The sequence below is a fragment of the Streptomyces sp. NPDC007929 genome (assembly GCF_042959065.1).
In the GTDB taxonomy this organism is placed as follows: Bacteria; Actinomycetota; Actinomycetes; order Streptomycetales; family Streptomycetaceae; genus Streptomyces.
Window position 1 is genome coordinate 346,759 of record NZ_JBIBKD010000008.1, and the last position, 14,499, is coordinate 361,257.

Annotated in this window: 12 protein-coding genes; 5 read left to right on the forward strand and 7 right to left on the reverse strand. The window is 70.1% G+C overall.

The annotated features are described in order from the left end of the window. Positions 1 to 17 precede the first annotated feature (17 nt). Positions 18 to 512: a TIGR03618 family F420-dependent PPOX class oxidoreductase gene (locus ACFZDE_RS27630; protein WP_391204230.1), complete on the reverse strand. Its 495-nt coding sequence runs from the start codon at positions 510 to 512 to the stop codon at positions 18 to 20. 139 nt (positions 513 to 651) lie between these two features. Between ACFZDE_RS27630 and ACFZDE_RS27635 the strand changes: the two genes are divergently transcribed. Then, positions 652 to 1,404, forward strand: coding sequence for a helix-turn-helix domain-containing protein (locus tag ACFZDE_RS27635; protein ID WP_391204232.1), 753 nt, complete (start codon positions 652 to 654; stop codon positions 1,402 to 1,404). 27 nt (positions 1,405 to 1,431) lie between these two features. On the opposite strand, the gene ACFZDE_RS27640 is transcribed toward ACFZDE_RS27635, so the two are convergent. Then, the gene (locus ACFZDE_RS27640) at positions 1,432 to 2,457 is read right to left on the reverse strand and encodes an ATP-dependent 6-phosphofructokinase (RefSeq protein ID WP_391004228.1); all 1,026 of its coding nucleotides are present in this window, start codon (positions 2,455 to 2,457) and stop codon (positions 1,432 to 1,434) included. Between the two features lie 223 nt (positions 2,458 to 2,680). Between ACFZDE_RS27640 and pta the strand changes: the two genes are divergently transcribed. The 3 genes from pta to pyk all read left to right on the forward strand — a co-directional run bounded on the left by pta (position 2,681) and on the right by pyk (position 7,496). Next, the gene (pta, locus tag ACFZDE_RS27645) at positions 2,681 to 4,783 is read left to right on the forward strand and encodes a phosphate acetyltransferase (RefSeq protein ID WP_391204235.1); all 2,103 of its coding nucleotides are present in this window, start codon (positions 2,681 to 2,683) and stop codon (positions 4,781 to 4,783) included. Then, entirely contained in the window at positions 4,780 to 5,994 is a 1,215-nt protein-coding gene (locus tag ACFZDE_RS27650; RefSeq protein ID WP_391204238.1) for an acetate/propionate family kinase, read from the forward strand. The genes pta and ACFZDE_RS27650 overlap by 4 nt, the downstream gene beginning before the upstream one ends. 74 nt (positions 5,995 to 6,068) lie before the next feature. Beyond that, positions 6,069 to 7,496 (forward strand): pyruvate kinase, encoded by a 1,428-nt coding sequence (gene pyk / locus ACFZDE_RS27655; RefSeq protein ID WP_391004234.1) that lies wholly within the window; start codon positions 6,069 to 6,071, stop codon positions 7,494 to 7,496. Positions 7,497 to 7,600: 104 nt separating this feature from the next. On the opposite strand, the gene ACFZDE_RS27660 is transcribed toward pyk, so the two are convergent. The 4 genes from ACFZDE_RS27660 to ACFZDE_RS27675 form a co-directional block, all read right to left on the reverse strand. Further along, positions 7,601 to 8,977, reverse strand: coding sequence for a hypothetical protein (locus tag ACFZDE_RS27660; RefSeq protein ID WP_391204241.1), 1,377 nt, complete (start codon positions 8,975 to 8,977; stop codon positions 7,601 to 7,603). Continuing rightward, entirely contained in the window at positions 8,967 to 9,530 is a 564-nt protein-coding gene (locus ACFZDE_RS27665) for a DUF6114 domain-containing protein (RefSeq protein WP_391004238.1), read from the reverse strand. The genes ACFZDE_RS27660 and ACFZDE_RS27665 overlap by 11 nt, the downstream gene beginning before the upstream one ends. A gap of 118 nt (positions 9,531 to 9,648) precedes the next feature. Then, the gene (locus ACFZDE_RS27670; RefSeq protein ID WP_248504883.1) at positions 9,649 to 10,281 is read right to left on the reverse strand and encodes a DUF6230 family protein; all 633 of its coding nucleotides are present in this window, start codon (positions 10,279 to 10,281) and stop codon (positions 9,649 to 9,651) included. Positions 10,282 to 10,901: 620 nt separating this feature from the next. Next, positions 10,902 to 11,879 (reverse strand): tetratricopeptide repeat protein, encoded by a 978-nt coding sequence (locus ACFZDE_RS27675; protein WP_391004241.1) that lies wholly within the window; start codon positions 11,877 to 11,879, stop codon positions 10,902 to 10,904. Between the two features lie 234 nt (positions 11,880 to 12,113). Between ACFZDE_RS27675 and ACFZDE_RS27680 the strand changes: the two genes are divergently transcribed. Next, positions 12,114 to 12,725, forward strand: coding sequence for a TetR/AcrR family transcriptional regulator C-terminal ligand-binding domain-containing protein (locus tag ACFZDE_RS27680; RefSeq protein ID WP_391004243.1), 612 nt, complete (start codon positions 12,114 to 12,116; stop codon positions 12,723 to 12,725). Positions 12,726 to 12,740: 15 nt separating this feature from the next. Here ACFZDE_RS27680 and ACFZDE_RS27685 read toward each other — a convergent pair whose 3' ends face one another. Continuing rightward, positions 12,741 to 14,441, reverse strand: a complete 1,701-nt coding sequence (locus tag ACFZDE_RS27685) for a methylmalonyl-CoA mutase family protein (RefSeq protein WP_391004245.1) — start codon at positions 14,439 to 14,441, stop codon at positions 12,741 to 12,743. Between the last annotated feature and the right edge of the window lie 58 nt (positions 14,442 to 14,499).

Here is a 14,499-nt window from a genome sequence, read left to right on the forward strand (position 1 = left end):
CAGCCACTCCCGAAGGGTTAGCCACTCCCCTCCGGCAGAACCCCGGCCCGGAACGGCTCGACCCCCTCCAGCCTCCGCACCCGCGTCGGCTCGATCAGCAGCATCACCCGGCGCTCTCCGGGCAGCAGCCACGGGTACCGGTCCACGCCGAGGTACTTCCGCGCCAGCCGGTCCATCGCCCGCTCCGCGACCTCCCCCTCCACGAACCGCACGACCCTTCCGCGGATCTCGGCGCGGTCGTACGGGTTCCCGGGGTCGTGGTGCGACAGCGAAACGTACGGATTGCGCCGCAGGTTCTCCTCCTTCACCCGCCCCATCGAGGTGTTGACCATGACGTACTCGTCTTCGATGTCCGCCCACATGGGCGACACCTGAGGCGCCCCGTCCGCGCCCACCGTGGCCAGATGCCAGAAGTTCGGCGCGCGAAGCCGCTCGCGAATATGCCCGTTGAGCTTGCCGTTCACGTGAGACACCGCCTTTCCGGGCCCGTGATCATCCGGACCCGGTGCCATCCTCGCCCCGCCCGCGCCGCCACCGACAGACGATCTTCAGCCCCGGTCGAACCCGCCGGTAGCCGTAGGTTCGTACAATCCGTGATCCTGGCCGAACAGACCGTAGTCAGCCCCCGCCCACCGTCCTAGCTTGTGGGCCGTGCGCCGACCTTCAGCCCGACCGAGCCAGCCCCCGCCCCCTCCTCCCCTCCCGACCACCCCGACGACCCCGCCCTTCAACGCGCCCGCCGCCCGCCGGCTCCGCACGGCCCTCGGCATGGCCCCCGAGCACGTCGCCTACGGCATGCGCGTCTCGTACGGGCACCCTCATGTCACCCCGGATCACGTGATGGCCTGGGAACGCGGTGCCGCCGCCCCGGACAACTCCGAACTCACCGCGCTCGCGGGCGTGCTGTGGTGCTCGCCCGCCGAACTCATCGGCAGACCGCGCACCCTGCGCGAACACCGCATCGCCCGCTGCCTCGCCCCGGAGGACGTGGCCCGGGCCGTGGGGCACGACGTGCAGGCGTATCTGCGGATGGAGGAGACCGACTCCTGGCGCGGCACGGAACGCCAGTCCGCCGCCCTGGCCGATCTGCTCGGGCTCGGCCTGCCCGACTTCGTCGCGGTCACCGGCCGCGACGGCAGACTCGGCGATCTGCTGCGCAGCGCCGCCACCACCCGCTGGCAGGCCTATGTCCGCCCCGTGGCCAAACTCGTGCCCCTGGACCGGCGGTTCCTCGAAGACGCCCTGCGGGGCCTGCACGAGGACTACCAGGGGCACATGGCGGCCACCCTGAGCTGGGGCGGCGGCAGCGGTGACGCGGGCGGCACGGGCCAGGACTTCCTGGACCGGATCGTGGCGCACTTCTGGACGAAGCTCCAGGACGACACCGACCTGGAGACCGGCTAGACGTCCGACTCCGGGAGAACCCGGCTCCTAGAAGACCGACTCGGCCTCGTCCATACGGTCCTTCGGCACCGTCTTCAGCTCGGTCACGGCCTCCGCGAGCGGGACCATCACGATGTCCGTTCCGCGCAGGGCGGTCATCCTGCCGAACTGCTCCTGGTGCGCGGCCTCCACCGCGTGCCAGCCGAACCGGGTGGCGAGCACCCGGTCGTAGGCGGTCGGGACACCACCGCGCTGGACGTGGCCGAGGATGACCGGCTTGGCCTCCTTGCCCAGGCGCCGCTCCAGCTCGTGGGCGAGGGCGGTGCCGATGCCCTGGAAGCGCTCGTGGCCGAACTTGTCTATGGCGCCCTTGACGTAGTCCATGGAGCCCTCGGCGGGGTGGGCGCCCTCGGCGACGCAGACCACGGCGAACTTCTTGCCGCGGGAGAACCGCTCCTCGACCATCTTCACCAGGTCGGCCGGGTCGAACGGCCGCTCCGGCAGGCAGATGCCGTGCGCACCGGCGGCCATACCAGACTCCAGGGCGATCCAGCCCGCGTGCCGGCCCATGACCTCCACGACCATCACGCGCTGGTGGGACTCGGCGGTGGTCTTCAGCCGGTCCATCGCCTCGGTGGCGACGCCCACGGCGGTGTCGAAGCCGAAGGTGCGGTCCGTGGAGGAGATGTCGTTGTCGATCGTCTTCGGGACACCCACGACGGGCAGGCCGGCGTCGCTCAGCATGCGCGCGGCCGTCAGCGTGCCCTCGCCGCCGATCGGGATGAGCGCGTCGATGCCGAACTCGTGGATCATGTCGGAGGCGTTCTCGCAGGCCTCCCGCAGCCGGTCGCGCTCCAGGCGGGAGGAGCCGAGGATGGTGCCGCCGCGGGCCAGGATGCCGCTGACGGACTCCAGGTCGAGGCTGCGGAAACGGCCGTCGAGCAGGCCGGCGTAGCCGTCCTCGAAGCCGATGACCTCGTCGCCGTAGTTGTCGACCGCCCGGTGCACGACCGACCGGATCACGGCGTTCAGGCCGGGGCAGTCCCCGCCTGCGGTGAGAACTCCGATACGCATCGTGCTGTGTCTCCTGCTCGCTGTTGACGCCGGTGAGCCACTGCCGATTGTTTCACGCTCCACAGCCCGCCGTGGAACCCCTGCTCTGACGGGTGCCTTATCTAGCGGGAGAGGTATTGTCAAGAGGGTTCTGCTCACCTCGGTGGGCGATTTTTGTGCCCCTCGCGGGGGGACCCGTGGGTGTGAGGCCTGTCCCCCGATCAAGACGAAACGGAGAGCGCGCGTGACCCGCAGCGTGTACGTGACCGGCATCGACCGCGGCGACGGACGCCAGGTCGCCGAACTGGGGGTCATGGAGCTCCTCACCCGGCAGGTCGACCGGGTCGGTGTGTTCCGTCCCCTGGTCCACGACGGACCCGACCGCCTCTTCGAGCTGCTGCGCGCCCGCTACCGGCTCACCCAGGACCCGGCGACCGTCTACGGCATGGACTACCACGAGGCGTCCGCCCTCCAGGCCGAGGCCGGCACCGACGAGCTGGTGTCCACCCTGGTCGACCGCTTCCACCTGGTCGCGCGGGACTACGACGTCGTCCTGGTCCTCGGCACCGACTACGCCGGCACCCAGCTGCCGGACGAGCTGTCGCTCAACGCCCGGCTGGCGAACGAGTTCGGCGCCTCGGTGATCCCGGTCGTCGGCGGCCGCAAGCAGACCGTCGAGTCCGTACTGGCCGAGACACGCAACGCCTACCGCGCCTACGACACGCTGGGCTGCGACGTGCTGGCCATGGTCGCCAACCGGGTGGCCCGCGAGGACCGCGACGAGATCGCCGCCCGGCTCGACTCCCGGCTGCCGGTGCCCTGTTACGTCCTGCCCGACGAGCCCGCGCTGTCCGCGCCGACCGTCTCGCAGATCGGCCACGCCCTCGGCGCCAAGGTGGTGCTGGGCGACGACTCCGGGCTGGCCCGGGACGTGCTCGGCTTCGTCTTCGGCGGCGCCATGCTGCCGACGTTCCTGGGCGCCCTGACCCCGGGCTGCCTCGTGGTCACCCCGGGCGACCGCGCCGACCTGGTCGTCGGCTCGCTCGCCGCGCACAACGCCGGCACCCCGCCGATAGCGGGGGTGCTGCTCACCCTGGACGAGGTGCCCGGTGACCACATCCTCGCCCTCGCCGACCGCCTCGCCCCCGGCACCCCGGTGCTGTCGGTGGCCGGTACCAGCTTCCCCACCGCCGAGCAGCTGTTCTCCCTGGAGGGCAAGCTGAACGCGGCCACCCCGCGCAAGGCCGAGCGGGCCCTCGGCCTGTTCGAGCGGTACGCCGACACCGTCGACCTCGCGCGTCGCGTCTCCGCGCCGAGCAGCGACCGCGTCACGCCGATGATGTTCGAGCACAAGCTGCTGGAGCAGGCCCGTTCCGACCTGCGCCGGGTCGTCCTGCCCGAGGGCACCGAGGAGCGGGTGCTGCACGCCGCCGAGGTGCTGCTGCGCCGGGGCGTGTGCGAACTGACGCTGCTCGGCCCGGTCGACCTGATCCGCAAGAAGGCCGCCGACCTCGGCGTGGACCTCGGCGAGTCCCAGCTGATCGACCCGGCGACCTCGCAGCTGCGGGACTCCTTCGCCGAGAAGTACGCGGCCCTGCGCGCACACCGGGGCGTCACCGTGGAGCTGGCCTACGACGTCGTCTCCGACGTGAACTACTTCGGCACGCTGATGGTCCAGGAGGGCCTCGCCGACGGCATGGTGTCGGGCTCGGTGCACTCCACGGCCGCGACCATCCGCCCGGCGTTCGAGATCATCAAGACCAGGCCGGACGCCGACATCGTCTCGTCGGTGTTCTTCATGTGCCTGGCCGACAAGGTCCTCGTCTACGGCGACTGCGCGGTCAACCCGGACCCGAACGCCGAGCAGCTCGCGGACATCGCCATCCAGTCGGCGACGACCGCCGAGCAGTTCGGCGTGGAGCCGCGGATCGCGATGCTGTCGTACTCCACCGGCACCTCGGGTTCGGGCGCCGACGTGGACAAGGTGCGCGAGGCCACCGAGCTGGTGCGCGCCCGCCGCCCGGACCTGAAGATCGAGGGCCCGATCCAGTACGACGCCGCGGTGGAGCCGTCGGTCGCGGCGACCAAGCTGCCCGGATCCGAGGTCGCCGGACAGGCGAGCGTGCTGATCTTCCCCGACCTGAACACCGGCAACAACACCTACAAGGCCGTGCAGCGCTCGGCCGGCGCGATCGCCGTCGGCCCGGTGCTCCAGGGTCTGCGCAAGCCGGTCAACGACCTGTCCCGGGGCGCTTTGGTTTCGGACATCGTGAACACCGTCGCGATCACGGCCATCCAGGCCCAGATGCCCGCCCCGTCCCCGAGCGAGAAGGCGACCGCCCAGTGAGCCCCACCCGTGTCCTCGTCCTCAACTCCGGCTCCTCGTCGGTGAAGTACCAGCTGCTCGACATGCGCGACAGCAGCCGGCTGGCGGTGGGCCTTGTGGAGCGCATCGGTGAGCAGACGTCCCGGCTGAAGCACACCCCGGCCGGCGGCGAGAGCCGGGAGCGCGGCGGTGCGATCGCGGATCACGACGCCGCCCTGAAGGCCGTCGCCGAGGAGCTCGCCAAGGACGGCCTGGGGCTGGACTCGCCCGAACTGGCCGCGATCGGGCACCGGGTGGTGCACGGGGGCAAGTTCTTCACCGAGCCGACCGTCGTGGACGACGCCGTGCTCGCCGAGATCGAGCGGCTCATCCCGGTGGCCCCGCTGCACAACCCGGCCAATCTCACCGGCATCCGCACCGCCCGGGCGCTGCGGCCGGACCTGCCGCAGGTGGCCGTCTTCGACACGGCGTTCCACACCACGATGCCGGAGTCGGCGGCCCGCTACGCGATCGACGTCAAGACCGCCGACGAGCACCGCATCCGCCGCTACGGCTTCCACGGCACCTCGCACGCGTATGTCTCCCGGGCCACCGCCGCACTGCTGGGCAGGGACCCGTCCGAGACGAACGTGATCGTGCTGCACCTGGGCAACGGGGCGTCGGCGTCGGCCGTGCGGGGCGGTCGCTGCGTGGACACCTCCATGGGGCTGACGCCTTTGGAGGGGCTCGTGATGGGTACGCGCTCGGGAGACATGGACCCGGCCGTCATCTTCCATTTGATGCGGGTCGGTGGAATGTCCGCCGACGAGATCGACTCTCTTCTCAACAAGAAGAGCGGTCTGATCGGTCTGTGCGGTGACAACGACATGCGGGAGATCCGCCGCCGCGTCGACGAGGGCGACGAGCAGGCGGAGCTGGCGTTCGACATCTACATTCACCGCCTGAAGAAGTACATCGGCGCCTATTACGCCGTACTCGGACGGGTGGACGCGGTCGCGTTCACGGCCGGTGTCGGCGAGAACGCCGCTCCCGTGCGGGCGGCCGCCCTGGCGGGGCTGGAGGAGCTGGGCCTGGCGGTGGACGGCGAGCGCAACGCCGTACGCGCCGACGAGGCACGGCTGATCTCGCCCGAGGGGGCCCGGGTGGCGGTGGCGGTGGTACCTACTGACGAGGAATTGGAGATCGCGTCCCAGACCTACGCGCTGGTAATTGGTTCGGGGAATCACACCTGAGCGGCCTGCCGCCCTTTTGTATTTTCCGCCAGACGGAATATTCCGCCGGGAAACAAACCGATAGGATCGCCCCCATGCGCCGTTCGAAAATCGTCTGTACTCTCGGCCCCGCGGTCGACTCCCACGATCAGCTTGTCGCGTTGATCGAAGCCGGCATGAACGTGGCCCGCTTCAACTTCAGCCACGGCAGCCACGCCGAGCACCAGGGCCGGTACGACCGGGTCCGTGCCGCCGCCAAGGAGACCGGCCGGGCCATCGGGGTCCTCGCCGACCTCCAGGGCCCGAAGATCCGTCTGGAGACCTTCGCCGAGGGTCCCGTGGAGCTGGTGCGCGGTGACGAGTTCACCATCACCACCGACGACGTCCCGGGCGACAAGACGATCTGCGGGACGACCTACAAGGGCCTTCCCGGTGATGTCACCAAGGGCGACCAGGTCCTCATCAACGACGGCAACGTCGAGCTGAAGGTCACCGAGGTCGAGGGCCCCCGGGTGAAGACGATCGTCATCGAGGGCGGCGTCATCTCCGACCACAAGGGCATCAACCTGCCCGGCGCGGCCGTCAACGTGCCCGCGCTGTCCGAGAAGGACATCGAGGACCTCCGCTTCGCCCTCCGGATGGGCTGCGACCTGGTCGCGCTGTCCTTCGTCCGGGACGCCAAGGACGTCCAGGACGTGCACCGGATCATGGACGAGGAGGGCCGCCGGGTCCCCGTCATCGCCAAGGTGGAGAAGCCGCAGGCGGTGCAGAACATGGAGGACGTCGTGATGGCGTTCGACGGTGTCATGGTCGCCCGCGGTGACCTGGCCGTCGAGTACCCGCTCGAGAAGGTCCCCATGGTGCAGAAGCGCCTGATCGAGCTGTGCCGGCGCAACGCCAAGCCGGTGATCGTGGCGACCCAGATGATGGAGTCGATGATCACCAACTCCCGTCCGACCCGCGCCGAGGCCTCCGACGTGGCCAACGCGATCCTGGACGGCGCCGACGCGGTCATGCTGTCCGCCGAGTCGAGCGTGGGCGCGTACCCGATCGAGACCGTGAAGACGATGTCGAAGATCGTCTCCGCGGCCGAGCAGGAGCTGATGTCCAAGGGCCTGCAGCCGCTGGTGCCGGGCAAGAAGCCGCGCACGCAGGGCGGTTCGGTGGCCCGGGCCGCCTGTGAGATCGCCGACTTCCTCGGCGGCCGGGGCCTGGTGGCCTTCACGCAGTCCGGCGACACGGCCCGCCGGCTGTCCCGCTACCGCGCGGTGCAGCCGATCATCGCCTTCACCACCGACGAGGGCACCCGCAACCAGATGGCGCTGAGCTGGGGCGTGGAGCCGTACGTGGTGCCGTTCGTGAACAGCACCGACGAGATGGTCGACCTCGTCGAGCAGGAGCTGGTGAAGCTGAACCGCTTCAACGACGGCGACATCGTGGTCATCACGGCCGGTTCGCCCCCCGGCGTGCCCGGCACCACCAACATGGTGCGGGTCCACCACCTGGGCGAGGCCAAGGGCTGATCCGCCGGGGGCCGTGAAGGCCCCTGTACGGCACGGAGGGCGCCCCCTGGATTCCAGGGGGCGCCCTCGGTGTGTGCGGCTCCCGAACGGGCCTCGGTGGGCGCTCAGTCGGTGACGAAGTTGTGCAGCCCCGGCACGTGCAGGGTTCCGCCGAACTGGCCGGCCTGCTGGACCTTCACGTTGGTGAAGTAGATCAGCGGGATGTTCAGCGGCGGCGGGTGCTCCGGGTCGAACGTGATCGGGATCAGCCCGAGCAGGTTGCCGGAGATGCTCTCCGTGTACATCACGGTGTCGCCGTCGCGGATCGTGGACGTCGAGCCCTTGGCGGCCTGCACGTGGTAGGTCTTGCCGGACTGCTTGTCCTTGACGGTCTGGTGCAGGTCGCCGATGTCGGTGCCGCCGGAGATGACGTACTTCAGCACCTTCTTGACGGTGCCGTTGGCGGTCCGCACCTCGACGACGCCCTTGTAGTCGGCGCCTTTCAGCGTCAGCGAGCTGGCGTTGAGGAACCAGGGGTCGTCCGGCAGCGGCACCTTGTTGTCGACGCCGCCCTCGGCGTCGGTGGCGGCGGGGCAGTCGTCGGCGTCCGTGCCGGAGCTCGGGGAGGGGCTCGGCGAGGCGGTGGCCTCCTTCGCCTCCTTCGCCTTCTCCGCCGCGTCCTCGACGGCCTTCTCGGCGGCCTCGGTGGTGTCCTCGACCGTCTTGCCGGTGTCCTTCACCGTGCCGGACACCTTGTCGGTGGTGTCCTTGACGGTGTCCTCGACCTTGTCGGTGGTGTCCTTCACGGCACCGGAGGCGTCCTCGGCGGGCTTCTCGGCGCTCTGCGACGCCGAGGCGGACGGGGTCGGGGAGGGGCTCGCGCCGTCCTTGTCCTCGCCCTTCCCGCCGTTGAAGATGCCGCCGATCGCGTCGCCGATGTCCTCCAGGATGTTGCCGCCGCTCTCGGACGGCGAGGGGGACGGCGTGGTGTCCGCGTCGTCGCCGCCCGTGGCGGGCGCGCTGGTGGACGGGGTCGGCTTCGGCTCGGCCTTGTCGTCGGAACCTGAATCCGACGAAGAGGAACCGCCGTTGTTCGCCTCCGTGCCACCCGAGGGGGACGGCTTCGGGGCGGTGTCGCCCTTCTCGTCCTTCTCGTCCGTCGCGCCGTCGCTCGCCGAGGGGGACGGCGTGGGCGAGGCGGACGCGTCGTCCTTGGAGTCCTTGTCGGAGTCCTCCAGGGCCGCCACGCAGTCCTTGTACTCGTCGGCCGTCAGGCTCTTGGAGGTCGGCGCCGCCGGGGTGTCGCTGTCGGCTATGGCGAGCGTCGATGTGAAGCCCATGCCCATGAGCACCGCCGTCGGCATGGCCGCCATGGCTATCGCCTTGCCGGCCGGCCTGTTGAACCTGGTGAACAGCGGCTTCTTGGGTGCCGCGTGGCGCGGCCCGGTTCTCACACGGGATGCCTCCACATCAGCCCCGTGGGTCACCTCGTCAGCCGGCACTGTGCCTCCCGTTCGCCCCGTTGGCCGGGTTCGTTCCTGACAGATCGTTCGGCTCGTCCACCCCGTCCACGGGCCGCAGCACCGCGGTGTCGTGGTCCGTGGCCTCGGGAGCCCCGCCCGTGCCGGTGGCGGCCATCGCGGCGGGCTGTCCCGCGGGACGTGCGCCCGGCGCCCAGGCCACGGCCATCGCCCCGCCCACGAGGGCGAAGAGGAAGCCGATGAGGAAGCCGCCGAGGTTGGACACGGGAATGGACACCAGCGCCAGCAGGATCGCCGCGACTCCCGCGAAGACGCGGACGTGCTTCTGGAACCAGAGGCTCACGCCCAGTACGACGAGCAGCACGCCGATGATCAGGGACCCGGCACCCGCGGTGGTCGCCATCGCCAGCGTCAGGTGACCGATCTGGAGGTTGGCGTACGGGAAGTAGGCGATGGGCAGTCCACTGATGAGGACGAACAGCCCGGCCCAGAACGGCCGCTCACCCCGCCAGGCGCGGAACTGCTGCCTCCGGACGGTGAACTGGCCGGTGGCGGCAGGAGTCTCGGCGCTCATGGAAAAACAGCTCCCTGGTACAGCGTTGCTGTGGTGGTGATGTGGGCCCCGCGTGAAGGCGCGGCCGGAAGGTGGACGGGCGGGGGCGCCACCGGCTCCCCCGCCCGTCATCGAGTGCTTAGTAGCACTCCTTGACACCCGTCGACAGCGACATCTTCAGGCCGCTGAGCTTGAAGGTTCCGGCGGTGGTCGCCCACGCCGTCTGCTTCACGTCGGTCAGGGTCGCCTTGTCCGCCTGCTGGGCGAAGCCGTACGGGTTGGCCGACTCGCCCTTCCGCATGGCCGGACCCTTGGTGGCGTCCTTGGCCGCCACACCGATGTCGATGTTCTCGAACGTCGCATCGGCGCTGAGGTCGGCGACGTCGATGTAGAGGTTCTGGGCCTCCACCGGCTTCGCACCCTGACCCGCGCGCAGGATCAGGCTGACGTTCCCGAGCACCGGAATGTTCGGGGTGACGACCGACTGGCACAGGTTCTTGATCGTCGCCTGCTTGAACGACGAGACGGCGACCGGGTGGACGGCCTTCTTGCCGTCCATCGTGTATCCCTCATCGAGGGCGCCGTACTGCGAGAAGCCCGTACCGACGAGCTGGTCGGTCGTGACCTTGAACGACTGACCGGAGACACTGAACGACGCGGCGAGAGCGCCCTGCGCGAGGGCGACACCTATCGCAGCCGTGGCGGCGACGCTGGGCACCATGACCACAGCGAACCGCTTCCATCTGGTCCCGCCACGCACCTGGGACTCCATATTTCCTCCTTCTCGGACGTACATCTCCTGTCCTGGCTCGCCCCGATTGGCGCTCAGCCGGGCAGGGATGGGAGAAGTGCTACGTCCTCGGGAAGGAGAGCGCCTGCACTCGGCGGCGCAACTGCGCCCGAATCACCGGCGATCACCCCCGAGCGACAACCACTGGTCGCGCCTGACACGCATCACGCACAACCCTGCTGGACAGGCTTCACCGGAAGGGTGAAGACCCCCCTGTCCAAGAGCCGGCGCCACTGCCGCCGGCTCTGCTCGGTGGGGACCCAGGTTGTCCCGTGACCCAACCGGCTGCCGGGGTACGGGAATGGACCGAGCGTGGCCGATCGTGGTGCATTCTCGCCGCCCGCACAAGGGGGTTCGTTACTGGCTAGTAACGGCCGGATAACCGAACAACGACCCATCGGTCTCGGTCGGCCACACAGGGTGCTGCCGAACGGCGGTACAAAGCTGTTGATCGATGGACAGAAACCGACAGATCAACGCCCGTGACTTACTCGCAGTAACAGCGGCCGCGATTACCAAGTTTTGGTAAAGCGCGGCCGCAGTGACGTTCTCTGGGCAGACTTTTCACGCGGGCACCACAAGCCCGCGCGTTTAACGACTGGTCAGAACAGGGCGCGCGCCAGGGCCCTGCGCGCCGCGATCACGCGGGGATCGTCGGGCCCGACGACCTCGAACAGCTCCACCAGCCGCATCCGCACGGTGTCCCGGTCGTCACCCACCGTGCGCCCCACGGTCTCGATGAGCCGGCCGAAGGCGTCCTCCACATGGCCGCCCACCAGATCCAGGTCGGCCGCGGCGATCTGCGCCTGCACGTCGGCCGGCTTGTCCGCCGCGTCCCGGCGCACCTGCTGGGGGTCGACGCCCTGCACCCGCTGGAGCAACTCGGCCTGTGCGAGGCCCAGTTTGGCCTCCTCGTTGCCCGGGTCCTCGTTCAGCACGTTCTTGTACGCCTGGACGGCGCCGGGCAGGTCGCCCGAGTCCAGCGCCTGCACGGCCGCCTCCAGGAGCCCGTCGTACGGGCCGGCCGGCTGCTCGGCGGCCGCCGCCGGGGCACCGCCCGGCACGGCCTCGGGGTCGACGGTGAGACCGGTCAGACCGAAGCGCTGCTCGCCGACCTGCACCAGCTGGTCGAGGGTCTGGCGGATCTGCGCCTCGCCCGCCGCGCCCTGGAAGAGCGGCAGCGCCTGCCCCGCGACGACCGCGAACACCGCGGGGATTCCCTGGATGCCGAACTGCTGCATCAGCATCTGGTTGGCGTCGACGTCGACCTTGGCGAGCAGGAACCGGCCGTTGTACTCGACGGCCAGCCGCTCCAGGACCGGGCTGAGCTGCTTGCAGGGCTCACACCACTCGGCCCAGAAGTCGATGACGACGGGTACCTCGGCGGAACGCTGCAGGACATCCCGCTCGAACCCCGCCTCGTCGACGTCGATGACGAGATCGGCCGGGGAGATCGCCCCCGTCCCGCCCTCCCGGGCTGCTTGCGCGCGCGCCTGCTCCGCCTTCGCCTTGGCCTCCTGGGCCGCCTTCACCGCGGCGAGGTCGACGACTCCGCTCATGGACATGTTCCGTGGCTGCATGCGCCTATCCTCCCCCGTCCTGCGCGCGTGTGTGAAAAACGGTGTGAAAGCCGGGCCGGTCAGTGCCCTGCGGCGCCGGGTCCCCACCCCACGCCGTGTGTGCCGAGGCCCGTGTACGTCCCTCACGGGCTTTCGCTACGAGTCGTAGCGTAATGCCATGCCGGGGAGCCGGGACACCACCCCCCGGTGATCTCCCTCACGGCCACACAGGAACCGCCGGTTTATGGTCGTGAGATGCAGAGCCGCAGCCCAGCCAGCCGCACCGGGCGTCCGCGCAGCGCCGCGGCGGACGCCGCGATCCTGGCCGCGACGCGTGCGGCGCTCGTGGAACTGGGCTGGTCCAAGCTCACCCTGGGAGACGTCGCGACGCGGGCCGGGGTTGCGAAAACCACGCTCTACCGCCGCTGGGCGGGCAAGAACGAACTGGTCGTCGACGCCGTCGCGGAACTCTTCGACGCGCTGGAACTGCCCGACCGCGGCTCCCTGGCCGCGGACATCGAGGGCGTGGTCCTTCAGTTCGCCACGATCCTCGCTCTCCCGGAGGCGAAGAGCGGTCTGATGGCGGTGGTGGCGGAGGCCACCCGCGACGACGCCCTGCGCGAGCGCATCCGGGCATCGGTCGTCGAGCGGCAGAAGCGGCTGGTCCTGGAGGGCCGCGCGCGGGCCCAGGCCCGGGGCGAACTGCCCCCGGAGCCGGACCCCGACTCGTCCGCGCGCACGGTGGACCTGATCTTCGACATGGTGGCGGGTGCGGTGGTCCACCGCACCCTGGTGAGCGCGGAACCGGCGGACGAGGAATGGGTCCGCGGCTTCACCAGAGTGCTGCTGCACGGCCTGGGCGACTAGGGCCTGGCCCGCGGGTCAGAAGCCGGCGGGCTCGGTGTAGACCCCCCACTCGTCCCGGAGCACGCCGCAGATCTCTCCGAGCGTGGCCTCAGCCCGGACCGCGTCCAGCATCGGCTCGATCATGTTGGCGCCGCTGCGGGCGGCGGCCAGCATCGCGTCGAGCGCGGTGCGCACCGCCGCGTCGTCACGGGCCGCCTTGCGGCCGCCCAGCACCCGGACCTGCTCGCGCTCCACCTCGTGGCTGACCCGCAGGATCTCCAGGTCCCCGGTCACCGAACCGTCGTGGCAGTTCACGCCGACGACCCTCTTGTCGCCCTTTTCCAGCGCCTGCTGGTACCGGAACGCCGACTCGGCGATCTCCCCGGTGAACCAGCCGTCCTCGATCCCGCGCAGGATCCCGGAGGTGATCGGGCCGATGGGGTGCCGCCCGTCGGGGTGCGCCCGCAGCCCGCGCTCCTTGATCTGGTCGAAGATCTTCTCCGCGTCGGCCTCGATGCGGTCGGTCAGCTGCTCGATGTACCAGGAACCGCCCAGCGGGTCGGCCACGTTGGCGACACCGGTCTCCTCCATCAGCACCTGCTGGGTGCGCAGGGCGATCTCCGCGGCCTGCTCGCTGGGCAGGGCGAGGGTCTCGTCGAGGGCGTTGGTGTGCAGCGAGTTCGTCCCGCCGAGCACGGCCGCCAGGGCCTCGACGGCGGTTCGTACGACGTTGTTGTACGGCTGCTGCGCGGTGAGGGAGACCCCCGCGGTCTGGGTGTGGAAGCGGAGCCACTGGGCCTTCTCGGACCGGGCGCCGTAGACGTCACGCATCCAGCGGGCCCAGATCCGCCGGGCCGCGCGGAACTTGGCGATCTCCTCGAAGAAATCGACGTGCGCGTCGAAGAAGAAGGACAGGCCGGGGGCGAAGACGTCCACGTCAAGACCGCGCGACAGGCCCAGCTCGACGTACCCGAAGCCGTCCGCGAGCGTGTAGGCCAGCTCCTGCGCGGCCGTCGCCCCGGCCTCGCGGATGTGGTAGCCGGAGACGGACAGCGGCTTGTACGCGGGGATGCCGGCCGCGCAGTGCTCCATGAGGTCGCCGATGAGGCGCAGGTGCGGCTCGGGCTGGAAGAGCCACTCCTTCTGGGCGATGTACTCCTTGAAGATGTCCGTCTGGAGCGTGCCGTTGAGGACGGACGGGTCGACGCCCTGCCGTTCGGCGGCGACCAGGTACATGCAGAAGACGGGGACGGCCGGGCCGCTGATGGTCATCGACGTCGTGACGTCGCCCAGCGGGATGTCCTTGAACAGGACCTCCATGTCGGCCGCCGAGTCGATGGCGACCCCGCAGTGCCCGACCTCGCCGAGCGAGCGCGGGTCGTCGGAGTCGCGGCCCATCAGCGTCGGCATGTCGAAGGCGACGGAGAGCCCGCCCCCGCCGTTGCGGAGGATCATCTTGTAGCGCTCGTTGGTCTGCTCGGCGTTGCCGAACCCGGCGAACTGCCGGATGGTCCACGTCCGCCCTCGGTAGCCGGTCGCGTACAGGCCGCGGGTGAAGGGGTACTCCCCGGGCCAGCCGATCCGGTCGAACCCCTCATAGGTGTCCCCGGGCCGCGGCCCGTACACCGGCTCCACGGGGTCGCCGGAGAGCGTGGTGAAGTCGGCCTCGCGCTTGCGTGCGGCGTCGTACCGGGCCTGCCAGCGGCGGCGGCCCTCCTCGATGGCGTCAGCGTCCATACCCTCGAATTTACTTGGACGTCCTAGTAAATGTCGATGGCTGACGGGAGTGACCTGG

What these genes read in the sequence shown, in the direction of transcription:
- ACFZDE_RS27630 (WP_391204230.1), bottom strand. Translation starts at nt 512, where the DNA reads ATGGCACCGGGTCCGGATGATCACGGGCCCGGAAAGGCGGTGTCTCAC.
- ACFZDE_RS27640 (WP_391004228.1), bottom strand. Translation starts at nt 2,457, where the DNA reads ATGCGTATCGGAGTTCTCACCGCAGGCGGGGACTGCCCCGGCCTGAAC.
- pyk (WP_391004234.1), top strand. Translation starts at nt 6,069, where the DNA reads ATGCGCCGTTCGAAAATCGTCTGTACTCTCGGCCCCGCGGTCGACTCC.
- ACFZDE_RS27665 (WP_391004238.1), bottom strand. Translation starts at nt 9,530, where the DNA reads ATGAGCGCCGAGACTCCTGCCGCCACCGGCCAGTTCACCGTCCGGAGG.
- ACFZDE_RS27670 (WP_248504883.1), bottom strand. Translation starts at nt 10,281, where the DNA reads ATGGAGTCCCAGGTGCGTGGCGGGACCAGATGGAAGCGGTTCGCTGTG.
- ACFZDE_RS27675 (WP_391004241.1), bottom strand. Translation starts at nt 11,879, where the DNA reads ATGCAGCCACGGAACATGTCCATGAGCGGAGTCGTCGACCTCGCCGCG.
- ACFZDE_RS27680 (WP_391004243.1), top strand. Translation starts at nt 12,114, where the DNA reads ATGCAGAGCCGCAGCCCAGCCAGCCGCACCGGGCGTCCGCGCAGCGCC.
- ACFZDE_RS27685 (WP_391004245.1), bottom strand. Translation starts at nt 14,441, where the DNA reads ATGGACGCTGACGCCATCGAGGAGGGCCGCCGCCGCTGGCAGGCCCGG.